Origin of the sequence: Sedimentibacter sp. LTW-03, from assembly GCF_052059825.1 — a bacterium.
Taxonomy (GTDB): Bacteria; Bacillota; Clostridia; order Tissierellales; family Sedimentibacteraceae; genus Sedimentibacter.
Genome location: NZ_CP197180.1, coordinates 2,320,680 through 2,345,346 on the forward strand (window position 1 = coordinate 2,320,680; position 24,667 = coordinate 2,345,346).

The following is a 24,667-nucleotide window of genomic DNA, read 5'->3' on the forward strand; positions in this document are numbered from 1 at the left end:
GCAGATTAAGCTATAAATTAGTTTTTCCTAGATTTTCCTAAGTGAGTAAATATCATTTCTTACGTGCTTTAATAGCGGAAGTTCACTTCTCACTTTTTTTACATAATCTAAATCAATTTCCTGAATTATGTATCCCTCTTTTTCGTCCATTCTGTTTAAAACATTGCCCCACGGCGACACAACTAAGGAATTTCCGTATGAATGATATGACGACTCCATATCTCTTGCCGGTGCAACACCTATTGTATATACTTGGTTGTCCAGAGCCCTCGACCTGAAATTAAGCTCCCAATGAGCCGGACCTGTTGTCATATTAAATGCCGCAGGGTAAATTATTACTTCCGCTTCTCCCGCAGCAATTAATCTGCTCAGCTCAGGAAATCTTATGTCGTAACATACAGCAAGCCCTATTCTGCAAAATTTTGTTTCAAAAATTGTTACATCTTTTCCCGGCGTAAAGGTATCTGATTCTTTGAAATACTGCCCCCCCTTTACATCTATATCAAACAAATGCATCTTCCTATGCTTTGCTATTTGTTTACCATTTCCGTCAAAAACATATGAGGTATTATATATTTTATCTCCTTCCGATTCAGGTATGGTTCCAGCCACCACATATATTCCTGTACGCTCTGCAACCGCTCTTAAAGCTTCGTAGGCAGGACCTCCCTGTTCTTCGCTAAATTTTTTAAAATATGAACTATCGTAAGGGCAGCAAAACATTTCCGGCAGCACGGCCAAATCAGCACCTTCTCTTGAAACTTTTTCAATTAAATTCACTGCATTTTTAATGTTTTTTTCTTTATTATCATAAACCTTCATCTGCAGCAAGGCCGCATTAAATTTATCCATAATATACCTCCACTATTTTTAATTATTATAATTCATACAGATATCGTTTACAAGTGTCTCATACGTTATCTTCAGTATAAATTTTCAATCCTTGGTAATTATATTTATAAATAAATTGAAAAGGAGCACAAAATGAAAAATTACTATAAGATTATTTCTATTTTGTTATCAGTTATAATGATATTTTCTTTGGGATCATGCCAGAATAACCAACCGGATAACAACCAGGCCCCCGAAGAAGAACAGAAAAATTTGGTTAATACAACTGTGCAAGGGGAATCGCAAGGAAAGTATGGCCCTATAAAGGTTGAAGTAGTAATCGAAAACTCCGAGATTAAGGGTATAAATATTTTGGAAAATTCAGATTCAGGATACACCAATACTGTTGTCGACAGCATAATATCACACATGATAGAGACAAATTCTACAGATGCAGACACAGTTACAGGAGCAACCTTAACAAGCGGCGCGCTAATAAGAGCAGTTAGTGATGCCGTAAAACAGGCAAATGTTACTTTAACGGCAAAAAATGTTGTTAAAGAAGTTGAAACTGCTGAGGATGCATCAACAGATATAGTAATTGTAGGTGCTGGAGGCGCCGGCATGACCGCGGCAATTGAGGCAACAAACCAAGGTTCTAATGTAATCGTAGTGGAAAAAAATGCTTTCATTGGCGGAAATACAAACTATGCAACAGGCGGTATGAACGCTGCCGGAACCAAGTATCAAGAAGAAAAAGGCATCGAAGACAGTCCGGAGCTTTTTTATGAAGATACAATGAAAGGCGGTCATGATCTTAATGACCCAGAATTGTTGAAGGTATTCACAGAAAAATCAGCTGAAACATTAGATTGGTTGGAAAGCCTTGGAGCAGATTTATCTGAAGTCGGCAGATCTGGAGGTCAAAGTGTTGACAGACTGCACAAAGCTCCTCAAGGAATGCCTATTGGCTCTCACTTAATGGACGTATTTCAAACTCAAGCAGATAATTTGGGTATTGAAATAAGATTGAACACAAAAGCAATCGAAATATTAACTGATGATAACGGTTCAGCTACAGGAATAAAAGTTGAAAACAATGACGGTAATACTTACAATATAAATGCTAAGGCGGTAATAATCGCAACAGGCGGCTTTGGTGCAAATGCTCAGTTGGTGGAAAAATACAACCCGGAACTTAAGGGATTTGGAACTACAAATCAGCCCGGAGCAACTGGCGATGCGCTGGCAATGGCAGAGAAATTAGATGTAGCTCTCACAGATATCGACCAAATACAGACACACCCCACTGTTGTGCCTGTAATTAATGAAATGATTACAGAAGGAATACGTGGTGATGGCGCAATTCTAGTAAACCACGAAGGCAAAAGGTTCATAGATGAGCTTGAAACCAGGGATGTTGTTTCAGAGGCTATATTATCTCAGGAAGGTGCAACTGCATTCCTTGTTCTTGACAAACAGGTTTATGAAAAAGCCTCTACTTATGAGAAATATAAGAATCAAGGACTTTTGAAAGAAGCCGCTTCAATTGAAGAACTGGCACAAATGATGGAAGTGGATGCTTCTGAACTTAAAAATACAATTGAATCATACAACGTATACGTGACAGGAAAATCTGATACAGAATTCGGCAGAACTTCTCTGGATGTAGAGCTTACTCAATCCCCTTACTACTATGTAGAGGTTGCGCCAGCCATACATCACACCATGGGCGGATTGAAAATAAATACAAATACTGAGGTAATTAATAATTCAGGTGATATTATACCGGGACTCTTTGCAGCCGGCGAAGTAACAGGTGGAATACACGGAGGTAACAGAATTGGCGGTAATGCAGTATCAGATATAACTATTTTTGGAAGAATAGCAGGTGCAAGTGCATCAACTTTTGTAAAATAAAACCCACTTAAAATAAGCAAACTAAAATATAGAAAGGCAACCAAGAATCTGGGTTGCCTTTTCTTATAAATTTTTTTATTCTAATTCTGCTATTAACTCTCCAGCAACTACTCTTTGACCTTCTTTGACATGAATTTTTGCAACTGTTCCTGCCAACGGTGCCAATACATTTGTTTCCATTTTCATTGCTTCCAATACTGCAACAGGTTGACCCGCTTCAACTTTATCACCCTGTTTTACAAGAATTTTATAAACATTGCCTGGTATGTTTGCTCCTATTTCGTATTGATTACCTGTATCAGCCATAACTTTCTCAGTAGAAGCAGCTTTTAAGTTAACGGCATTTTTATCTTTTACTGTTATTACTCTTCTATTTCCGTTTGCCTCAAATGCAAGATCCTTTGTTCCGTCATCATTAGCTTTTACTTCCACAAGCTTGATACTAAGCTTCTGGCCTTCAGCAATTTTAACCTCGCATGTTTCTCCTTCTTCAAGACCGTGGAAGAAAATATCACTTCCCATAAGCCTAAAACTTCCCTGCTCTTTTTGGTCTTTAATGTAGTCTTCAAACACTTTCGGATACAATGCATAGCTCAGCGCCTCTTCATCCGTTCCTTCAAGTCCGTGTTTTTCTCTCAGCATATTTTTTATAGAATCAAAATCTTCTGGTGGCAGAAGTTCGCCAGGTCTACATTTAATAGGCTCCTTATCCTTTAAAACAAGGTTCTGAAGTTTTTCTGGGAATCCACCCTCCGGCTGACCCATCATACCTTCAAAGTATGATACAATTGAGTCTGGGAAGTCCATATCTTTTGCTTTTTCATAAATATTTTCTGAAGTAAGTTCATTTTGAACCATAAATATTGCCATATCTCCTACGGCTTTTGATGACGGTGTAACCTTTACGATATCACCAAGCATCTCATTAACTGTCTTAAACATATCCTTGACTTCTTCAAACCTGTGTCCCATACCAAAGCTTTCAACCTGTGGCTTAAGGTTCGAATATTGTCCTCCAGGAATTTCATATTTGTATATTTCTGCTGTACCTGTTTTTAATCCGGACTCAAACTTATGGTATACAGGTCGAACAGCTTCCCAATAATCAGAAATTTTTTGCATATCATCCAAATCGAGCATAGTGTCTCTTTCTGTATTGTTCAGTGCTGCAATAACAGAGTTCAAAGGAGGCTGACTTGTAAGCCCCGCCATTGAGTTAAATGCAGTATCAACAATATCCACTCCTGCATTAGCGGCCGAATAAACTGTTACAACTCCGTTTCCGCTTGTATCGTGAGTATGAAGATGAACGGGTATTGACAGTTCATTTTTTAAGGCTCTTATAAGCTTATCAGCAGCCATTGGTTTTAAAAGTGCAGACATGTCTTTTATTGCAAGCACATGCGCTCCTCTTTTTTCAAGCTTCTTTGCCATATCCACATAATATTTCAATGTGTACTTATCTCTTTTTTCATCAAGTATGTCACCTGTATAACAGATGCTGGCTTCAACTATTTTATTCTGGTTAAGAACCTCATCGATGGCCACTTCCATACCCTCAATCCAGTTCAGAGAATCAAATATACGATACACATCTATTCCTTCTTTTGCAGATGCCTTAACGAACTCTCTTATTACATTGTCAGGATAATTTTTATACCCAACCGCATTTGCTCCTCTTAACAACATCTGGAACAAAATATTCGGCATTTTCTGTCTTAATGTTCTTAGTCTTTCCCATGGATCTTCTTTCAAGAATCTATATGCAACGTCAAATGTAGCTCCACCCCACATTTCAACTGAAAACAAGTCGCTTGCCATATTATCCATAGCAGGAGCTATTTTCTCCATATCAACAGTTCTTACCCTTGTAGCCATAAGTGATTGATGAGCATCTCGCATTGTCGTATCTGTTAAAAATAGTCGTTTTTGGTTTAGGACATATTTTGAAACTTCCTTAGGTCCTTTTGTATCCAAAAGTTGTTTCAACTCTTGCTTTGATTTATTGTCTTTTTTCAGTTCAGGAACTCTTGGTACATCGAACTGAGGCTTCAACCCCTTTGTCTCATTGACAACAATATTTCCTATATAATTCAATACCTTTAATTCTTTATCTTCTCCGCCTCTAACATTTAGCAGTGACGGGTTATCTGCTATGAATCCTGTGTCGCACTGACCCTTTTTAAATGTTTCATGGTTCAGCACATTTAAAAGAAAACCTATATTTGTTTTTACACCGTGTATTTCAAGCTCTTTCAGTGCTCTCGCACTTTTATTGACAGCATCGTTAAATGTTCTTCCGTGAGAAATAACCTTAACTAAGAGGCTGTCATAGTATGGGCTTATAACTGCTCCGGTGAACCCGTTTCCTCCATCAAGTCTTATACCAAATCCAGATCCTGTTCTGTATACATCTATTTTTCCTGTATCAGGAGCAAAGTTATTTGCGGGATCTTCTGTAGTTACCCTGCACTGTATGGCATATCCGTTTTGCTTTATATCATCCTGAGACTTAATGTTTATTTCATTGGAATCCAATCTGAATCCCTGTGCTATAAGTATCTGTGATTGAACAATATCTACACCTGTTACCATTTCAGATACTGTATGCTCAACCTGAATTCGAGGGTTCATCTCAATAAAATAGTGATTGCCGTGTTTATCCACTAAAAACTCAAGTGTCCCAGCATTCCTGTAATTTACCGCTCCAGCAAGCTTCAGTGCATCACTGCATATAGCTTCTCTTTGCTCAAGCGTTATACTTAAAGCAGGTGTAAATTCAACTACTTTTTGATGCCTTCTTTGAATAGAACAGTCTCTTTCAAATAAGTGAACTATATTGCCGTAATTATCACCGAGAACCTGTACTTCTATATGTTTTGGTCTTTCAAGATATTTTTCTATAAATATATCATCAATGCCAAATGCCTTCCTTGCTTCACTCTGAGCACTTCTGAACTCTCTTAAAAGATCTTCTTCACGCCATGCTATTCGCATACCTCTTCCGCCACCACCTGCTGAAGCTTTCAAAATTACCGGGTACCCACAGAAATCAGCAAATTTTTTTGCATCGTTTTCTGATTTAACAGCTTCTTCAATTCCTGGAATTGTAGGAACTCCAACAGAATTTGCAACTATCTTGGATTTAATTTTATCGCCCAGCTTGCTCATCATCACATGGTCAGGACCTATAAACACAATACCCTCTTCTTCACATCTACGTGCAAATTCCACATTTTCTGATAAGAATCCGTAACCTGGATGTATAGCATCAACGCCCTTAGATTTTGCAAGGTTTATTATTTCATCAATGCCAAGATAAGCATCAACAGGCTTTTTACCTTTACCTATTTGATACGCTTCATCAGCTTTTGTTCTAAAAAGCGAATTTCTGTCTTCTTCAGAATAAATTGCGACGCTTCTTATGCCAAGCTCTTCACATGCTCTGAAAACTCTGATGGCAATTTCGCCGCGGTTTGCTACCAGAATTCTTTTAAAATTTTTCATCTGTCCCTCCATAACACTCATCAACATTCAATGTATATCATTATAAAAAATAGTTTAACATCATTTTATTAGTTTTTCAAGGAGGTTGTTTTATAAAATTAGATTTTTGAATTAAAAACTTTATTTTATTTATTTTGATTTGTAAAATACTTTGTGATATCGTTTTCTGCCTTTTATTATTATGCAATTATCTCTAAAAAAAATCAATTTGCTTTATTTGTACAGCAAATTGATTAAATGTGACATACTATTTATTTATATTTGACTTGATTTTTCGCTCCAAAAATAGCAAAAGATTAAATATCGCCTAGCCAAAGGCAACATTTCCATTTAAATGCTCTGTATCATTGTATAGAATTTCTTTGATATTATTGTTGTCATCCACATCTACGCATGAAAGGCTGCAATTATGCACTACATTTCCCATCCAGTCCTTGCTTATTTTAAATTTTCTGATATATGACTCTATGCACTTTATTGTACCACCGTGAGCTACTATCAATACGTTTTTATTTCTGCACTTGTTTATTACTTCTTTAAAAGCTCTTTCAACGCGGCTGTAAAATTCGGACAGATTTTCTCCGTTAGGGTATCTGTTGTTTAACGGATCTTTAGAAATTCTTTTAAGAATCTCACCGTGAAGCTGTTCAATCTCATCCCATCGCATACCCTCAAAATCGCCTAAGTTAATTTCCTTAAAGCCTTCATTTTTTATAATGTCTATATCTTTTTTTCCTCTTACGATTTCAGCTGTGTGGTATGCCCTTTTAAGAGGGCTTGAAACTATGCAGTCAAGCTCTATATCCTCAACTCTTGTTGCTAAGAGTTCTGCACCTAGAATCCCCTTCTCCGTGAGTTCGGAGTTTTTACTTCCTTGAAATCTTCTTTGTCTGTTCCATTCGGTTTCCCCGTGTCTCGTTAAATATATTCTTGTCATAATGTTACTCCTTATATTTGCTATTTAAGTTTATAGTTGATGTTAAAACAAACACAATCCATGCCATTAGCCTCACAAATACAGGCACAAGCACGATACCCATTTTATACAGCTTAACATATTCAAACTGTCCCGTAAAGTTCAGCTACTTAGATTCAATATCGACATTGAACCTTTCAATGAACTCATCTTCAGTAATTATAGGTATTTCCAATTCCTTAGCCTTTTTATTTTTAGAAGAATTTGATGTATTATCATTATTTATAAGGTAATTTGTTTTTGTAGTAACTGAACCTGTGACCTTGCCTCCATGTTTTTCAATTAAGGCTTTCAACTCATCCCTGTTTTTAAATTTTTCAACTGATCCTGTTATAACAAAGTTTATATTTTCAAATATCTGTTCGGATGTATTTTTTTCTGACCTTTCCAATTCAACTTCCTTAAGGATGTCTTTTACAATCTGCCTCTTGTTTTCGTCATTAAAAAACTTAATATAATTGGCAGCCATAACCTCTCCTACACCTGGAATTTCAGTCAACTCTTCTAACTCCGCATTTTCAATTCTATACCAGTCATCATTAAATTTCTTGCATATGAGTCTGGCATTTGAAAGCCCTATATTAGCTATCCCAAGGCTGTACAAAAGTCTTGCCGCTGTGGTTTTCCTTGCATTATTTACAGACTTAACTAAATTTTCAAAAGACTTTTCGCCAAAGCCTTCCATTTGAACTATTGTAGTCTTAAAATTACCTATATGAAATATATCCGCCAATTCTTTTATCATACCTTTTGCAATCAGCTTCTCTATTGTAGCCTCCGACAATCCTTCAATATTTATTGCATCTCTGCTCACAAAATGAGTGAATGACTTTATCTGCTTTGCAAGACAATTTTCGTTCATGCAATAAAGAGTTTTTATTTCATTTTCATCCTTAATCTTTGTCTCTCCTCCGCATACAGGGCAGCTGTGCGGAATTTTTGCATTTCCACTTCTTGTAAGGTTATCAGATATTTGAGGAATTATCATATTTGCCTTGTACACCCTTATGGTGTCGCCCACACCCAGTTCAAGATTTTCCATAATGCTTAAATTATGCACGCTTGCACGGCTGACGGTTGTTCCTTCAAGCTCCACCGGCTCAAATACAGCAATTGGATTAATCAATCCCGTTCTTGAAGCGCTCCATTCAATTTCCATCAGTACGGTTTCTTTAATTTCGTCACTCCATTTAAAAGCTATGGAGTCTCTGGGAAATTTAGCTGTAGACCCAAGCGATTCGCCGTATTCAATATTATTATATGTCAGAACCAGTCCATCGGAAGGCAGATCATTTTCACTTATGTGTTCTTCAAACCACTTAATCTCATCTAATATATTTGTTGAATCCACCTTTTTGTGTTCTACAACAGAAAACCCCAAACTGCTAAGCCAGCGTAACTGTTCTTCTCTTGAATTATCAAAGTTCTTTCCTTCTGCTTTCACAAGAGAGAATCCATAAAATTGTACATTTCTTTCTGCCGTTATTCTGTTGTTCAGCTGCCTTACAGAACCGCTGCATAAATTTCTGGGGTTTTTATATTTTGCTTCCGCCTCATGTATCTCGCTATTAATTTTTGTAAAATCAGAATAGCTTATTACAGCTTCTCCTCTCAAAACCAATGTCCCCTTGTAGCTAATATTCAGAGGTATATTGATGAATACCCTGGCATTATTAGTTATTACCTCTCCAACCTCTCCATTGCCTCTGGTAACAGCTTTAACAAGGTTTCCTCCAACATATGTCATAACTATAGTCAATCCGTCAAGCTTCCATGACAACAATCCTTCATTTGCACCAAGCCATTCCTTCAATGCAGCGGCATTTTTTGTTTTATCCAATGAAAGCATAGGTTTCTCGTGCGGCTCTTTTGGAAGACTTGTAAGCAGCTCATAACCCACATTAATTGATGGGCTGTTGGATAGTACTATGCCGGTTTCTTTTTCCAACTTCAAAAGCTCATCATAGAGCTTGTCATATTCATAGTTGGACATTATTTCTGTATTCTCCTGATAATATGCCTTATTGGCTTTGTTTAACAAACTTATTTTTTCCTTCATCAACAGAAGCTTATCATCCATAATTTATTCCTTTCGCGCTTATATTTTTTCTATCGGTGCGTATTCCAAATTCAAATTTTTTAATCCCTTGTTTTCAAACGCTATAACTATCACTTTACTATCGCCGTCATCTTTGATCTGAACAACAGTTCCGATTCCCCATGCCTTATGCATAACCCTGTCTCCAGGCATAATTTTATCTGATTTTAATTTCGGTTTATCTTCTTTTTTCCCTATATCAAATCCACCTTTAAAAAATTTATTTTTAGTAAAGTGGGATTGTTGTTTGCTGGAATTAACTGGAAAATCCTCATTTTCTAATCTTTCAACCTTCCTAGCGGCAAAAGTCCGTGGATCACTTTCTTCTATGCAATCTTCAGGTATTTCTTTTAAAAATCTCGAACCCATTTTCATTTCGTGATTTCCAAAACGCATTCTGTCATCTGCATGGGTTATATACAGCATTCTTTTTGCTCTGGTGACCGCAACGTAGAACAACCTTCTCTCCTCTTCCAAATCATCGTCTAATTCGTCCTGATGAATAATAGGGAAAGTGCCCTCCTCAAGTCCTGTTACAAATACGGTATCAAATTCCAGCCCCTTTGCTGCATGCACAGTCATCAGTGTTACCGTGTCGACTTTTGTTTCATCTGTCTTATCTACGTCAGCCAGCAAAGAAACGTGAGCCAGGAAATCTTCAATACTGTTCTCCTCATACCTTTCCTCAAAGTCCTTAGCTGCAGACATAAATTCATCTATATTTTCGATTCTGCTTCTTCCCTCAACACTGTCATCTTCCTCAAGCATCGACTTATACCCGGTTGATTCATATACTTCTTGTATAAATTCCGAAACAGAAATTACATCCTTTTTTATCATAAGCATTTCAATCATGGAAACAAAGCCTTCTACGCTTTTTTCAGCAGATGCAGATAAATTTAGCAGATCCGTATCAAAACAGGCTTCAAATTTTGAAACACCTGCATCATATGAATGCCGTGTTATCAATTCTACAGTTTTCGCACCGATTTTTCTTCTTGGTACATTAATTATTCTGTCAAAGCTTATATCATCCTTTTGATTGTAAATAAGCATCAAGTACGCCATTATATCCTTAATTTCTTTTCTTTCGTAGAACTTAAGTCCTCCAACAATTTTATATGGTATGCCCTCGCGAATCAATCCCTCTTCAAGCGCCCTCGACTGTGCATTTGTTCTGTACAAAACAGCCATATCGGCATAGCTGATATTATTGTCTCTTCTTTCTTTTCTCATTAATGCAGCAACTGTAAATGCCTCATCCTTTTCATTGTCAGTCTCCATGATTCTTATGAGATTCCCGTTATCGCAATCAGTAAACAGATTTTTACCCTTCCTCTGACAATTATTCTTTATGACTCCATTGGCAACATTCAGTATAATATTTGTTGAGCGGTAATTTTTTTCGAGCTTTACAACCTTTGCACCTGCAAAGTCCTTTTCAAAATTAAGAATATTGTTGATATCCGCTCCTCTCCATCCGTATATGGACTGATCCTCATCACCTACAACAAATACATTGCTTTCACCGTCAGGTTTCTGCCCTAAAATTTTAACAAGGCTGTACTGAATTAAATTAGTATCTTGATACTCGTCTACAAGAATGTACTTAAATCTCTCCTGATAGAATTTTTTTATATCCGGCTCTGTTTCTATAAGTTTTAGAGTTTTTATAAGAAGATCATCAAAATCAAGAGCATTTGCTTTCTTCAGCTTTTTCTCATAAAGCGAATATACCTCTCCCACATTCCTTTTATAAAAATCCGTATAATTTTCCGCTATAAACTTATCAGGAAGTCTCCTGTTATTCTTTTCCGCACTTATTACCGCTTTAATAGAATTAACATTATACTTTTTAGAGTCAATATCTAATTCCTTTATGCAGTCTTTTATTATAATTTTCTGATCGTTTGTATCATAAATGACAAAATTACTATCATATCCTAGTCTTTCAATATTTTTTCTTAATATTCTCACACACACTGAGTGAAAAGTTCCGATCCACATTCTGTCAATGTCATAATCAATAAGCTGGGCAATTCTTTCCTTCATTTCATTTGCAGCCTTATTAGTAAACGTAATGGCAAGTATTTCCCATGGCATTGCTTTTCCCTCTTCAATAAGATACGCGATCCTATGCGTAAGCACACGAGTCTTACCCGTACCAGCTCCTGCTATAACAAGTATGGGGCCTTTGTCATGCGAAGCCGCTTCTCTTTGCTTTTCATTCAATTTATTTAATAATTCCATAATTCCTCCATTGAATATGTAAGTGCACAATTCCAATTTTGATTCTATAAATTATATCATATCGCACTAATAGGAACAACGGTTTTAATTTACAGGGACTCCTGCTAAGCAGCATATTCTCACAATATTGCTAAAATATATATTTATTATGGCAATTCTGTTTATGCTTAGTAATTTTAGGTATAATGATAAAAAGAACAATTTTTATTTATGCTAATTGTAAAAGGAGGAAAAATGAAAAAAATATTAGTCCCCGTAGACGGCTCGGAAGCTTCTCAAAAATCAGCACAAAAAGCTGTGGAAATTGGAAGGCTTATAAATGCGGAATTGACATTTGTAACTGTTGTAAATCTTCCTTCAGAAGACAAATATTCATATTTTGGCATGAGCACAGAAAACGCCTTTATTGTAAACAGAAACAAAATGATGAAAGACCTAATCCAAGAAGAGACAAAAATGCTTGATATAATTGTAAGACGACTTGACTGCGAAGACTTAAATATTACAAAAAAAATAGTTGTCGGAAAAGCTGCTGAAGAAATTCTTAAGCTTGCTGAAAATGAAAACTTTGATCTCATAGTCATGGGAAGACGTGGCTTTTCAAATTTTGAAAGGTTCTTTATAGGCTCAATAACTCAAAAGGTACTTGCTTCTTCTGCCTGCCCGGTAATGGTCATTAATGCATAAACAAAATAATATTAATGCCGACACATAAAAAATGTCGGCATTAATATTATTTTCCATTAGTTAAACAAACATTGAAGAAATTCTTCTTTTGAAATTCGCCCGAGATATTCTTCTACAGATATATCCTTAAATGCATTTTTCACTTCATCTTCATCGTATCTCACACCTTGAAGTTTGTGTTCTAATTCTTTAACATCACCCTTGCCAAAGAAATCTCCATATATTTTACAGCTTTCAATAAATCCATTTTCAACCTGAAGCTTAGCTTCTACACAACCTCCCGCAAATCTACCGTATCCTTTATAATTGAATTTAGGAGATCTTCCGTAATTCCATTCCCATGTACCGTATCTTTCATCAACCATCTTCTGAATATTATTTTTATCATTATCAGACAGTTCAAACACTTCAATAGGCTGATTGAAATATTCAAATATATTTCTTAACAGCACTTGCTTAAATTCTAAAACATCAATATCATCATTTACATAAGGTTTTATGTTTGTAACCCTGCTTGAAACAGATTTGACACCCTTGGACTCAATTTTATCTCTTTTTACATTCAAAGCCTTGGATAATGTGTCCAACTTTGAATCAAACAAAAGCGTTCCGTGATTAAGCACTCTTTGCTTATTTATGCTTTGAGCAATACCAGAAAATTTCTTTCCGTCAATAACCAGATCGTTTCTGCCTGACAGTTCGCAATTCACTCCTATTTTCCCCAGCGCATTTATTATCGGAATATTATAGGTCTTAAAATCTATTTTTTCATTGCTGCCTGACTTTACTATAAAAGAAAAATTAAGATTCCCTAAATCATGATATACCGCACCGCCTCCAGTTACCCTCCTAACAACATTTATATTATTGCTTTTAACATACTCCATATTTATTTCTTCAACTGTGTTTTGGTTTTTTCCAACAATAATAGATGGTCCGTTTCTCCACAGCAATACAAATTCTTCATCATAGTCAAGCTTTTTAAATACATACTCTTCAAAAGCAAGATTGTAGTGAGGATCAATTGACGTATTTTCTATAAATTTCATTTTCTGCTCCTTTAATATATATTTTCTGTCAAAAGCACTATAGTGCTTTGATTTTCTTTCATAGGTTTTCAAATCTGCAAAAACATGGTATTTAAGCTGCCTTAGCAGCTGTATCATTTTTCCGCTGCTTTTATCAATACGTTTTCTCTTATTTCAGTCTCAAATATAATGCTCATTACACGTACTTAAATAATTTTTATAATTATATAACATGTTGATTTTATAATCAAGCCTAAGTGTTTTCCAGCAAAATCATGCCCCTTACGCAATTGTTAATAATAAACGATTGTTGAAAAAAGTACTTTTTTGAAATATAATAGCATTATAAGGGGGATGACATAATGATTAAAAAACTTACATCATTTTTTTTGATATTAATAATGATATTAACATCGACAGCTACTATATATGCTTACGAACCAGAACCGGACTATAGCGGGCATTGGGCGGAAAACACAATAACGGAATGGCTTAATAAGGGATATATAAAAGGATATCCTGACGGAACTTTTAAACCTGAAGCATTTGTAACCAGAGCAGAATTTATTAAAATAGTGAATTCATTATTCGGTTATACAGATAAATCTGAAATACCTTTCACTGACGTAAGAGAAGATCAGTGGTACTATGAAGAAATACAAAAATCATATAAAGCTGGAATTATATCGTGGATATCTACAAATGAATTTTCACCTGATTCCTATATCACAAGAGAAGAGTCCGTTGTAATAGCAGCTGAGGCGCTAAAACTTACGCAATCATCCTCAAAGCTAAAATTTGCTGACAGCGGCAATATTTCTAATTGGGCATTTGGCAGCATTGCAGCTGCAGTCCAAGAAGAACTAATTAACGGATATGAAAACAACTATTTTTATCCTCAACATCCTGTAAAAAGAGCTGAAGCAGTTGAAATCTTAAACAGAGCATTGCAAAAATTTAACTCTTCTGACCTTGTCATAACTGAAGCAGGTGCTGAAATTGAAAACAGAACCGTAAGAAACTTACATATAACAAAGGGGGTCGGCGAAGGCGAAGTAACATTAAAAAATGTTACTATAACCGGAAAGCTTTTCGTAGAAGGCGGGGGAGAAAACTCAATCAGAATTGTTGACTCATCTGTTAATCAGCTAGTTGCTAGTAAGGCGAACGGCACTATAAGATTTCTGTTCGAAGGGAAATCTAACGTTGAATCAGCCTCTATTAAATCGGATGTTATAATAGAGCAAAATCAGTTTAAAAACGGCGGTCTTGAAAGAATATCCATGTATGCTGGTTCATCAATAAGCGTACAAACGGACAATAAAACAAGATTGTCATCAAACGATAAGTCTGTGGCTTCTATAAAATCCGGCAGTACAATATATGCAGAAAGTCCAGGAATTGCAGTAATATCATACACAACTTCAGGAAAGAAAAACGAAATATGCGAAATTGAAGTAAAGGATCCCTCAAAAGAAACTATAAAGATATTGTCAATAGGAAATTCATTCTCGCAGGATGCATTGTTTTACCTGTATGAAATAGCGCAATCAGCACAAATTAACATTATTGTAGGTAATCTTTATAGCAGCGGATGTTCTCTTGAAAGGCATCTTGACTATGCAATTAACAACGAAAAAGCATACACGTATTATAAATGGTCCAACGAAGGTATGACAGCTTTAAGCTCTTCTACAATGAAAAGTGTATTGACAGATGAAAAATGGGATTACATAACATTTCAACAATCGTCAGGGAATTCTGGTATATATTCTACATACCAGCCATACTTGAATGAATTAATTAATTATGTATATAAAACGGCATCAAACCCTGAGGTACAATTTGCATTAAACATGACATGGTCATATTCAAGCAGAAGTATTAAAGAAGACTTTATTCATTACAACTACAATCAAAAAACAATGTATAATTCAATTGCTGATTCTTACAAGCAGGCTGTTGATGAAACAAATATAGGCATACTAATCCCATGTGGAACAGCAATACAAAATGCCAGAACTAATAAGTACTTAAAAGCTGTAGGAAATGAACTCACCAGTGATGGATATCATTTGAACGCGGAAGTTGGGAGATATATTGCAGGACTGACAGTATTTGAATCCATTATGAAAGAAAGAAATATAGACAAGAATTTATATGATGATGTTAAGTTTTGCCCTATCACAGGTGACAATACTAAAAATTTAATTAAGCTATCCAAGAATGCCGCTGCAAACGCCATAGAAAATCCGTTCAGCATCCAAACCATAAAATAATTTAACTGTATACAAAAGCAGCCTACATCACATGCAGGCTGCTTTAAAATTAATATCCTAATTATCTGCTCTCTTCAAACTGTCTTAAAAGTTTTACAAACAGTTCAGGAACCTTAGCCATATTTTCCGGAGTTTCAACATATGACATACGGAACTGAGTGCTTCCCGGGTTGTTTCCGCCTTTTTCAACATCATAGAATCCCTTCATCGGTGCAACCAACAAAGTACTTTGAACGCCATCTATATCTACAGCGCCTTCTCCAGCACAGTACAATACAAAATCAATTGCGTCAAAACCAGGTTTAACTACATTTCTAACATCAACTACTGTATAAATTGATGCATCAGGGCTTGAAACTATAAGGCCCGGTTCTAAATCTTTAAGACCTTTTGATGTTTTAAAAATTAAACCTTTGTAGTAATCGCGAAGACCTTTGCACCATTCTGAAATTTGTTCCTTGCTTTCGTGAGCCAAAGCTCCGAATATATACTGGCCTATGGCATTAGCACAAAGATTTGCAGTATATTCAGCTGTAGCACGATTATTAAATTCAGGGCTGTCTGTAATAAGTGCGCCTATTCTTAATCCGCATGCATTCCAAACTTTTGATGCAGTTTCAATACTTATTCTTCTTCCTTCTATTCCAGGAACATCTTTGTCTGTAATTCCCCAGATGCTCACCAATTCACTGCCTTCAACATAGTATAGCTCACGGTAAGCTTCATCACTTGCCATCCACATATTATATTTTACACAAAGTTTTGCAAGATCCTTAAGTGCTTCTTTATCATAAAGCTGTCCTGTTGGGTTGTCATATGGAATAACAAGAAGTGCTCCAGGTTTATTAGCTTTTATCATTTCTTCTATTTCATCAAGTTCAGGAAGACTGAATTTTCCGTCTTCATTTAATTGGCGTTTTATTGTAACTGTTTTGCGTCCTATTCTTTCAGCAAAAGAAATATAGTTTGTATAAGCTGGGTCTATCATCATAAGAGGTTTCTCAGCAGTACCTGCAGGTCCGCAAATTCCAAGAAGGAACAACTCCATACTTGTTGAACCGCCGTCAGTTACTGTTACTAACAATTTACTTGTATCAAATCCCTCACATTTAAGGATATTTTTAAAAGCATCTTGAGTTTCATCGAAACCACCAGTTGCAGTGTATCGGATTACTCCCTTGTTAAATGGGCTTTCCGGTGCGTCTAAGTTAAACATTCTTTTCATCATTGCAGGATTTGTCGGAAGTGAAACATTTCCTATACCTACGTTAATTACCGCTTCCGGTTTAACTTTACGCTCTGCATACTTCATTTGCGCAAGTCTTACGTCCGAAGGCATTCTTGATTCAAAATGTGCCGACAAAATTGGTTTATTCATTTATAAAAACCCTCCTAAAATTATAATTATTGAGCTGTTGATGTATGTATTTGCATGTTTCCACTCAGTTACCATTATATCGAACTAATACACTTTTGTCCATACATTTTGTACAATATCTAACAAACCCCAAGGACAAAACCGCTAGAAAATCATCTGGAATTATAGCCAATTATTTACAAAATACCTGTATTTAGCTCTATTTCAATATGAAATAAATTAAATATTCTAAATATAATTACTAATAAAGATTTTAACATTATTATTTGTCATACATAAAATAATGTTATAAATTATTTTAAGGAGAGAGTATGATTTCATACAATAATTTAAATAATAATTTGAACCAGCCTGAAAAAACTGAATGCATAACTTTAGGAACATTAGCTCCTGACTTTTTGGCACTTACAACACAGGGATATATCAGATTATCTGATTACAGAGGAAAATGGGTCGTACTAGCTAGCCAGCCAATGGCCTTTACATCAGTTGCTACTACCGAGCTTATCGATACCGCAAAAATATATCCTTTGTTACAAGAAAGAAATACTGAAATTATAGGATTAACTACAGACAATATCTACTCTAATTTGGCATGGGTATATGACATATACCAAAAAACAGGAATAACTATTCCGTTTCCAATAATAGGGGATGCAGACCTTAAGGTATCTGAACAATACGGAATGTTAAATCCTAACAGATTATACGGAGAAACGGTAAGGGATACATTTATTATTAATCCGTATGGTAGAATAAGAGCATTTTTTACTCTTCCTATATCCTGCGGAAGAAACGGAAGAGAATTGATAAGAATACTTGATTCCCTTCAAATTACTGAAAAATATAACTTATATACTCCTGCAGACTGGGTACAGTGGAGACCCGTTTTAGAACCCACTTCACGAACATATAGCGATCTAATAAACAGAGCTACTACTGCTGAGACTGACGGTGTGGAATGTCCGTTTTGGTACGTATGCTATACAGATCTTCCTGAAGGAGCTGCAAAAGAGATAACTTCAGGTACTCCAACCACAAACATGATGAAAGCTGATAATAGATAGAACAATTATCAGCTTTTTTCCTTTATATCTTTTTCACTTCATATCAATTATAGTAAATGTGATTGTAAATAAAAGGTATAAGAATACCTCCGCCTATATAGTTACCGATAGCAGATGCAACAAGGTTGCTGGCCGCTCCTGCCATTGCCACAGAAGAATCCAACATCATTCCTACAGGAATGAAAAACATATTTGCTACAACGTGCTCATAACCGCAAAGCACAAACAGCATAACAGGAAACCAGCATCCAAATAATTTACCCATTGTGTCTTTCGATGTAGAAGCAAACCAGACTGCCAATGTCACAAGCACATTGCACAATATACCTCTGAATAAAACCTGAACAAACGGTATTGAAGCCTTTGATTTAGCCACCGAAATTGCTGCTTCCGCTAACTTTGGGTTGTTGTACACTCCACCCATGTACAACAATGCTGCAATAAGCAACGCTCCCAAAAAATTTCCTATAATAACCTGAATCAATGTATTTATATATTCTTTTAACGTTATTTCTTTTTGTATCAGCCCAAAGGTCATAAGGCAGTTCCCTGTAAAAAGCTCTCCACCCACAAGAACAATCATCATTAACCCTACCGGAAACACTGAAGCCCTTATAAATGAATTTCCGTACGCAGCTAAAAACCCCTGGGCTCCCAATGATATATATGCTCCTGCCATAATGCTTAGCAACATTCTTTTTCCTATGGGAAAAGATGCTTTTTTTATTGCTGATTGTACAAGCGTATCTGTAGTTTCTTTTGGTGTTAAGCATATTGAACTCAATTTTTTAATCCCCTTTTATTTTTTATATAACACAGCCGGCACACTCGATGCCGGCATGTCGCCAATATTAGTTTATTCACAATTATAGATACTTAGAACAATCCCTTAATTCGTCCGTCAACATCCACATCGATGTTTTCTGCAGCAGGAACCTTAGGAAGCCCAGGCATCTTCATTATATCTCCTGTCATTGCAACTAAAAATCCTGCTCCCGCAGATATTGTTATATCTCTGATTGTTATTTTGAAACCGGATGGTCGTCCCAATATCTTAGGATCGTCTGTCAATGAATATTGATTTTTAGCCATGCATATTGGAAGGTTTCCGAATCCAAGCTTTTCGAAATTTGCTATTTCTTTATTGGCCTTTGTTGAAAATTCAACATCATCTGCACCGTAAAGCTTTCTGGCTATGGCCTTTATCTTTTCTTTTATTGTCATCTCCAGCTGGTATGCGTATTCCATACTGCTTTCTTTTTCTGTCAACCTCAATACTTCTTGTGCCAACTCTTTTCCGCCTTCGCTTCCTTTGCCCCATACTTCTGACAATGCTACATTTACTCCTAGCTCGTTGCACTTACTTTCAATCAATTTCAGTTCTGCTTCTGTATCTGTGGGGAATCTGTTTATTGCTACTACTGCCGGAAGCTTAAATACCTGTGTTATGTTTTCAACGTGCTTTAATAAATTTGGAAGTCCTTTTTCCAGCGCATCCAGATTCTCTTCTGCAAGCTCTGCTTTTGGTACTCCTCCGTTGTATTTCAATGCCTTAACTGTTGCTACTATTACTACCGCACTTGGATTTAATCCTGTTTTTCTGCACTTGATGTCTATGAATTTTTCTGCTCCCAAGTCTGCTCCGAAGCCTGCTTCTGTAATTGTGTATTCTGCAATTTTGCTTGCCATCTTTGTTGCTATTACACTGTTGCAGCCGTGTGCAATGTTTGCAAATGGCCCTCCGTGTATAAATGCCGGTGTTCCTTCTAATGTCTGAACTATATTCGGCTTAAGCGCATCTTTCAACAGTGCTGCCATTGCTCCCTGTGCTTTTAATTGTCCGGCTGTTATCGGTTCGCCGTCTCTTGTGTATGCAACTATTATTTTCGCCAGATTTTCTTTTAGTTCTGTTATATCATTTGATAAACAGAATACTGCCATTACTTCTGATGCTACTGTAATGTCAAACCCGTCTTCTCTGGTTACTCCTTCTGTCTTTCCTCCAAGGCCGTCTACTATATGTCTTAATTGTCTGTCATTCATATCAACGGCTCTTCTCCACACTATTCTTCTTGTGTCGATATTCAATTTGTTTCCCTGGTGTATATGGTTATCTATCATTGCTGCCAAAAGGTTGTTTGCTGCTCCTATTGCATGAAAGTCACCGGTAAAATGAAGGTTTATATCTTCCATTGGAACAACCTGTGCATAGCCTCCTCCTGCTGCTCCTCCCTTGACTCCGAATACAGGTCCAAGGGACGGTTCGCGAAGCGCTACTATTGTTCTTTTGCCTAGTTTTGTAAGTGCATCTCCAAGTCCTATTGTTGTAGTTGTTTTTCCTTCTCCGGCAGGTGTTGGATTTATTGCAGTAACCAGTACCAGTTTAGCTTCTTTGTTCTCTTTTAATTCATTCTGCAAATACCTGTAATCGATTTTTGCTTTGTACTTGCCGTAATTTTCCACGTATTTATCAGGTATTTCAATCTTATCGGCTATTGTATTGATTACCTTCATTTCTGCCTGCTGTGCTATTTCTATGTCGCTTAAATATTCAGCCATATTATCCTCCATTATAGAAGTTATATAATTATACCATAACGTATTCATTATTACTTTGTCTATATAAAATTTAAAATTTTCTTTCGTATTTTTAAAGCTTTCATGACTTATTAATTTATTTAATAAGTCATGAATAATTATTTTTAATTATCAAAGCTTCCAGCAGGGTACAGCGGAAATCTTGATATTAATTTTTCTGTTCTTTTTTTGCATTCAGCAAGATTCGATTCGTTTTCCGGATCAGATGCAACTTTATCCATTATGTCAGCTATTTCCTTTATTTCGTTTTCCTTCAATCCTCTTTGAGTTATTGAAGTAACCCCTATCCTTACACCACTTGTAACAAACGGTGATGCTGGGTCAAAAGGTATCTGGTTTTTATTTACTGTTATACCCACTTTGTCAAGCGCGTTTTGGAAAACCTTGCCGCTTATTTCCTTAGATCTAAGGTCTACCATAACAATGTGATTGTCTGTAGTGCCGCTCACAATTCTGAATCCGTGATCTGCAAGCTCTTTGGCTAACGTTTTTCCATTTGCAAGTACCTGTTTCATTACATTTTTAAATTCTTCCGTTGCAGCATGCTTAAACAACCATGTTTTTGCAGCCATTGTAGTTAAATGCATCGAACCTATCGAGCCTGGGAAAACTCCCTTGTCCAAAGCCTTTGCATGCTCTTTCTTGCAGAGTATAAAACCACTTCTCGGACCGCAAAGTGTCTTTGTAGTAGATGATGAAACAAAATCCGCATATGGCACAGGGCTAGGTATAAGTTTAGCAGCCACCAATCCGCTTATGTGAGCCATATCAACCATGAAATAAGCTCCTACAGATTTTGCAATTTCACCAATTCTTTTGTAATCAATAAGCCTCGGATATGAACTTCCTCCGGCAATAATCAGTTTCGGAAGAAAATCCTTAGCCTTTTTTTCAAGCTCATCGTAATCTATTTGTTCCGTTTCCTTGTTTACTCCATAAAAATCATAATCATAAACCTTTGAGAGAAAATTTGCCGGACTTCCGTGAGTAAGGTGTCCTCCCTGATCAAGTCTCATGCTTAATACTCTATCTCCAGGCTTCAATACTGCTGCATATACTCCATAATTTGCTGATGATCCTGAATAAACCTGAAGGTTAGCATGCTCGGCACCATACAATGCCTTTGCCCTTTCTATACCAAGAGTTTCAAGTCTGTCCGCTTCATGCGATCCGGCCTGAAAACGAGCACCTGGATATCCTTCAAGTGTTTTATTTGTGAATATTGATCCGGATAATTCCATAATTTCCATAGAAGCAGTACTTTCGGAAGCAATCATCTCTATATTATGCTCCTGGCGTTTCAATTCGTCTTCAACAATTCCATATACTTCAAGGTCTGATATTTTTGTATATTTAAGCATTTATATTACCTCTATTCGATTTTATATTTAATGTCAAACAGTAATACACTTTTATTTTGAACATTATTGAAAATATCTTTTTTAAACTTCGTTAGATCGGCCAATCTATATTATAAATTATATAGAATATAATTTTTTTGTATATATTCATATTGAGCTTATTATTTATCGTTTTTGACAGCTAAAAACAAACAACTGTATATATAAATTAATACGCTCTTTAATTCCTCTGATTATTATCTAATAACATTTAATTCGTTTGCTTGCTTTTTTTTCTCCATACATTTTCTTTATCCAATATATCAAATTTATCCGGGTCAAAAGAAGGTTCAATTCCTTTGCCTCTTTGCTCTTCATAATCTTTCAGAATTTTAATTCCTTTGTTTGATAATATTAATATTGCAATTATATTGAGCCATGCCATAAGCCCAACTCCTAAGTCTCCAAATGTCCATATAAATTCTCCAGTATTTACAACACCAGAAAATGTAGAAATAATAAATATTAGCCTCATAGCAAATTTTGCATTTTTACTTCCCGGAAACAAATAAGACATATTGCTTTCAGCTTGGTAATAATATGACATAAGAGATGTAAATGCGAACAGGAATATGGATATCGCTACAAATGAAGATCCGAAACCATTAAACGCACTATCTACTGCCGCCTGAGTATATTCAACACCAAATGATACTCCGGGCGCATTTTCAGCTATAAAACCTCCTGCCTCATTAACAACATTATAAGAACCAGTGAGCAATATCATAAACGCGGTTGCAGAGCATACCAGCAGAGTATCTATATATACCGAAAATGCCTGTACCAACCCTTGTTTTGCAGGATGATTACATTCAGCCGCTGCCGAAACAATTGCTCCCGAACCTTGTCCAGCTTCATTAGAGTATACTCCTCTTTTAACACCCCATGCGATAGCTGTACCTATAATAGCTCCAAACGCCTGATTTACACCAAATGCAGAAGAAAATATTAAAGCTATAACTCCAGGAAGTTTTTTTATATTAAGTATTATTACTAACAATGCTATTAATACATATGCCAACGACATGAAAGGAGCAACCACCTCTGCAGTCTTTCCTATCCTTTTAACTCCTCCGAATATTACTAATCCCAGTAAAACACAAATTACAATTGCCATAATATATACGTTAATTCCAAACGCATTATTTATAGAAGTAACAATATTGTACGTTTGAGCTCCGGGCATTAATACTCCGGGAGCAAGTATTGTACATATGGCAAACGCTATGGCATACCATTTTTTCCCTATCCCCTGTTCTATAAAGTACGCAGGTCCGCCGACATATTCTCCTGATATTCTCGTTTTGTATGCTTGAGCCAATGATGATTCTACAAAAGCTGATCCTGCACCTAAAAAGGCAATTGCCCACATCCAAAAAACAGCACCGGGACCTCCATAGTAAATTGCAGTTGCAACACCTGCTATATTTCCTACACCTACACGACCACCAACTGTTGTTGCAAACGCTTGAAATGGTGTTACTCCATTGTCGGATTTTGACTTATCAAGCAAAAGATTAATCATTTCTTTAAATAATCTAACTTGAGGAAACTTCATTCTTATTGAAAAATAAATTCCAGCAGCCAAACAAAGTGCAATCAGCGGTGTACTCCAAACCGCATTATTAATCGCCTGTATTATTGAAAATATGTTATTCATTAATAAACTCCTTTCAATTTTTGTTAACGTTATCTTTATTGATCAATCAATCTACTATATTATAAATGAATATTAATATAATATAAATTATTGATATTAACCAATCTTCTATCATACTTGACATGCTTATAGCTATAGTCCAAATAAACTTTTGACAAAAGAAACAGCCAAGCATACATATAGATAATACGCTTGACCGCATAATAATTATAATCAATATAAATTATCTGTGTTTTTTAAAATACTCTTCCGTCTTATCTAAAAGTTCTGCTTCAAATTCCCGCTTACTATAACAATGGTCTGCATCTTTTACATAATACAATTCACTGTCCGCAAGATTTTTATGGTAATTATACCCGTTAACAGGAAAAACATCCGTATCTTTTGTTCCGTGGATTATTAAAGTAGACTTCTGATAATCGTGCAATGCCTTTATCGGATCAATTTCCATTAGGTTTTGGAAAAAATCTTGTCCTACTACATCACCAAAATAATCTATTTCTTTTCCCTCTAGTCCCATTCTAAATTTTTCATCCCCAATGATATGGTGAAAATTCCAAAATGGATTTGAAACCGGTGACCATAGTACAAGACCGTTACTCTTAATCATAGACGCAAGGATTGATGCTACACAACCTCCCATACTATATCCAAGTATGTAAATCTCTTTATAGTTATATTTTTCTTTGCAATAATTTATTACATTTATTCCATCCTGAACTTCGCCGTCTATAGTCATGTCCTCGAAATTGCCATCACTGTCACCAGAACCAACAAAATCAAACCTTAGAACCGTATAACCTAAATTGCATAACCTGTCTGAAAGTTTTTTATACATTCTATGTGGTTCCACTTTTGTTCCTACAAATCCATGAATAAATAGTACTAATTTTTGTCCTCTGTTTTTAAATGATTCGTTATATTCTAATATTCCTAACATTTTATTGCCATTGCTATTTATCCATACTGCTTCTCTCAAAGTAATATC

The 24,667-nt window shown here is 35.9% G+C and carries 16 protein-coding genes; 4 read left to right on the forward strand and 12 right to left on the reverse strand.

Annotated features, from left to right (window positions below):
- Nucleotides 1-27: 27 nt before the first annotated feature.
- Complete coding sequence (locus ACS3UD_RS11640) at nt 28-852, reverse strand: carbon-nitrogen hydrolase family protein (protein ID WP_308139455.1); 825 nt, start codon at nt 850-852, stop codon at nt 28-30.
- 132 nt (nt 853-984) lie between these two features.
- Between ACS3UD_RS11640 and ACS3UD_RS11645 the strand changes: the two genes are divergently transcribed.
- Nucleotides 985-2,751, forward strand: coding sequence for a flavocytochrome c (locus ACS3UD_RS11645; protein WP_308139454.1), 1,767 nt, complete (start codon nt 985-987; stop codon nt 2,749-2,751).
- A 75-nt stretch (nt 2,752-2,826) separates the two neighbouring features.
- Here the strand turns inward: ACS3UD_RS11645 and ACS3UD_RS11650 are convergent, their stop codons facing one another.
- From ACS3UD_RS11650 to ACS3UD_RS11665, 4 genes are all read right to left on the reverse strand, one after another.
- Entirely contained in the window at nt 2,827-6,258 is a 3,432-nt protein-coding gene (locus tag ACS3UD_RS11650; protein WP_308139453.1) for a pyruvate carboxylase, read from the reverse strand.
- Between the two features lie 307 nt (nt 6,259-6,565).
- Nucleotides 6,566-7,195, reverse strand: a complete 630-nt coding sequence (locus ACS3UD_RS11655) for a histidine phosphatase family protein (protein WP_308139452.1) — start codon at nt 7,193-7,195, stop codon at nt 6,566-6,568.
- A 145-nt stretch (nt 7,196-7,340) separates the two neighbouring features.
- The gene (gene ligA, locus ACS3UD_RS11660) at nt 7,341-9,314 is read right to left on the reverse strand and encodes an NAD-dependent DNA ligase LigA (RefSeq protein ID WP_308139451.1); all 1,974 of its coding nucleotides are present in this window, start codon (nt 9,312-9,314) and stop codon (nt 7,341-7,343) included.
- 18 nt (nt 9,315-9,332) lie between these two features.
- On the reverse strand, nt 9,333-11,582 hold the full coding sequence (locus ACS3UD_RS11665; RefSeq protein ID WP_308139450.1) for an ATP-dependent helicase: 2,250 nt from the start codon (nt 11,580-11,582) through the stop codon (nt 9,333-9,335).
- 234 nt (nt 11,583-11,816) lie between these two features.
- Here ACS3UD_RS11665 and ACS3UD_RS11670 point away from each other — a divergent pair, with 234 nt between their 5' ends.
- Nucleotides 11,817-12,269 (forward strand): universal stress protein, encoded by a 453-nt coding sequence (locus ACS3UD_RS11670; protein ID WP_308139449.1) that lies wholly within the window; start codon nt 11,817-11,819, stop codon nt 12,267-12,269.
- Nucleotides 12,270-12,325: 56 nt separating this feature from the next.
- Here ACS3UD_RS11670 and ACS3UD_RS11675 read toward each other — a convergent pair whose 3' ends face one another.
- Nucleotides 12,326-13,435, reverse strand: a complete 1,110-nt coding sequence (locus ACS3UD_RS11675; RefSeq protein ID WP_308139448.1) for a lipoate--protein ligase — start codon at nt 13,433-13,435, stop codon at nt 12,326-12,328.
- A gap of 224 nt (nt 13,436-13,659) precedes the next feature.
- Between ACS3UD_RS11675 and ACS3UD_RS11680 the strand changes: the two genes are divergently transcribed.
- On the forward strand, nt 13,660-15,576 hold the full coding sequence (locus ACS3UD_RS11680) for a DUF4886 domain-containing protein (RefSeq protein ID WP_308139447.1): 1,917 nt from the start codon (nt 13,660-13,662) through the stop codon (nt 15,574-15,576).
- 61 nt (nt 15,577-15,637) lie between these two features.
- Here ACS3UD_RS11680 and ACS3UD_RS11685 read toward each other — a convergent pair whose 3' ends face one another.
- On the reverse strand, nt 15,638-16,954 hold the full coding sequence (locus ACS3UD_RS11685) for a pyridoxal phosphate-dependent aminotransferase (RefSeq protein WP_308139446.1): 1,317 nt from the start codon (nt 16,952-16,954) through the stop codon (nt 15,638-15,640).
- 311 nt (nt 16,955-17,265) lie between these two features.
- On the opposite strand from ACS3UD_RS11685, the gene ACS3UD_RS11690 reads away from it, so the two are divergent.
- Nucleotides 17,266-18,021 (forward strand): redoxin domain-containing protein, encoded by a 756-nt coding sequence (locus ACS3UD_RS11690; RefSeq protein WP_308139445.1) that lies wholly within the window; start codon nt 17,266-17,268, stop codon nt 18,019-18,021.
- A gap of 43 nt (nt 18,022-18,064) precedes the next feature.
- Here ACS3UD_RS11690 and ACS3UD_RS11695 read toward each other — a convergent pair whose 3' ends face one another.
- The 5 genes from ACS3UD_RS11695 to ACS3UD_RS11715 all read right to left on the reverse strand — a co-directional run bounded on the left by ACS3UD_RS11695 (nt 18,065) and on the right by ACS3UD_RS11715 (nt 24,658).
- Complete coding sequence (locus tag ACS3UD_RS11695; RefSeq protein ID WP_308139444.1) at nt 18,065-18,805, reverse strand: formate/nitrite transporter family protein; 741 nt, start codon at nt 18,803-18,805, stop codon at nt 18,065-18,067.
- A 92-nt stretch (nt 18,806-18,897) separates the two neighbouring features.
- Entirely contained in the window at nt 18,898-20,580 is a 1,683-nt protein-coding gene (locus ACS3UD_RS11700) for a formate--tetrahydrofolate ligase (protein ID WP_308139443.1), read from the reverse strand.
- A gap of 143 nt (nt 20,581-20,723) precedes the next feature.
- Nucleotides 20,724-21,980, reverse strand: coding sequence for a serine hydroxymethyltransferase (glyA, locus tag ACS3UD_RS11705; protein ID WP_308139442.1), 1,257 nt, complete (start codon nt 21,978-21,980; stop codon nt 20,724-20,726).
- Between the two features lie 250 nt (nt 21,981-22,230).
- Complete coding sequence (locus ACS3UD_RS11710) at nt 22,231-23,679, reverse strand: alanine/glycine:cation symporter family protein (RefSeq protein WP_308139441.1); 1,449 nt, start codon at nt 23,677-23,679, stop codon at nt 22,231-22,233.
- A 223-nt stretch (nt 23,680-23,902) separates the two neighbouring features.
- Complete coding sequence (locus ACS3UD_RS11715) at nt 23,903-24,658, reverse strand: alpha/beta hydrolase family protein (protein ID WP_308139440.1); 756 nt, start codon at nt 24,656-24,658, stop codon at nt 23,903-23,905.
- Nucleotides 24,659-24,667 lie beyond the last annotated feature (9 nt).

Coding starts and splice junctions, on each gene's coding strand:
- ACS3UD_RS11700 (WP_308139443.1), bottom strand. CDS start 20,580: ATGGCTGAATATTTAAGCGACATAGAAATAGCACAGCAGGCAGAAATG.
- ACS3UD_RS11665 (WP_308139450.1), bottom strand. CDS start 11,582: ATGGAATTATTAAATAAATTGAATGAAAAGCAAAGAGAAGCGGCTTCG.
- ACS3UD_RS11690 (WP_308139445.1), top strand. CDS start 17,266: ATGATTTCATACAATAATTTAAATAATAATTTGAACCAGCCTGAAAAA.
- ACS3UD_RS11645 (WP_308139454.1), top strand. CDS start 985: ATGAAAAATTACTATAAGATTATTTCTATTTTGTTATCAGTTATAATG.
- ACS3UD_RS11640 (WP_308139455.1), bottom strand. CDS start 852: ATGGATAAATTTAATGCGGCCTTGCTGCAGATGAAGGTTTATGATAAT.
- ACS3UD_RS11650 (WP_308139453.1), bottom strand. CDS start 6,258: ATGAAAAATTTTAAAAGAATTCTGGTAGCAAACCGCGGCGAAATTGCC.
- ACS3UD_RS11675 (WP_308139448.1), bottom strand. CDS start 13,435: ATGATACAGCTGCTAAGGCAGCTTAAATACCATGTTTTTGCAGATTTG.
- ACS3UD_RS11680 (WP_308139447.1), top strand. CDS start 13,660: ATGATTAAAAAACTTACATCATTTTTTTTGATATTAATAATGATATTA.
- ACS3UD_RS11655 (WP_308139452.1), bottom strand. CDS start 7,195: ATGACAAGAATATATTTAACGAGACACGGGGAAACCGAATGGAACAGA.
- ligA (WP_308139451.1), bottom strand. CDS start 9,314: ATGGATGATAAGCTTCTGTTGATGAAGGAAAAAATAAGTTTGTTAAAC.
- ACS3UD_RS11670 (WP_308139449.1), top strand. CDS start 11,817: ATGAAAAAAATATTAGTCCCCGTAGACGGCTCGGAAGCTTCTCAAAAA.
- ACS3UD_RS11685 (WP_308139446.1), bottom strand. CDS start 16,954: ATGAATAAACCAATTTTGTCGGCACATTTTGAATCAAGAATGCCTTCG.
- ACS3UD_RS11710 (WP_308139441.1), bottom strand. CDS start 23,679: ATGAATAACATATTTTCAATAATACAGGCGATTAATAATGCGGTTTGG.
- glyA (WP_308139442.1), bottom strand. CDS start 21,980: ATGCTTAAATATACAAAAATATCAGACCTTGAAGTATATGGAATTGTT.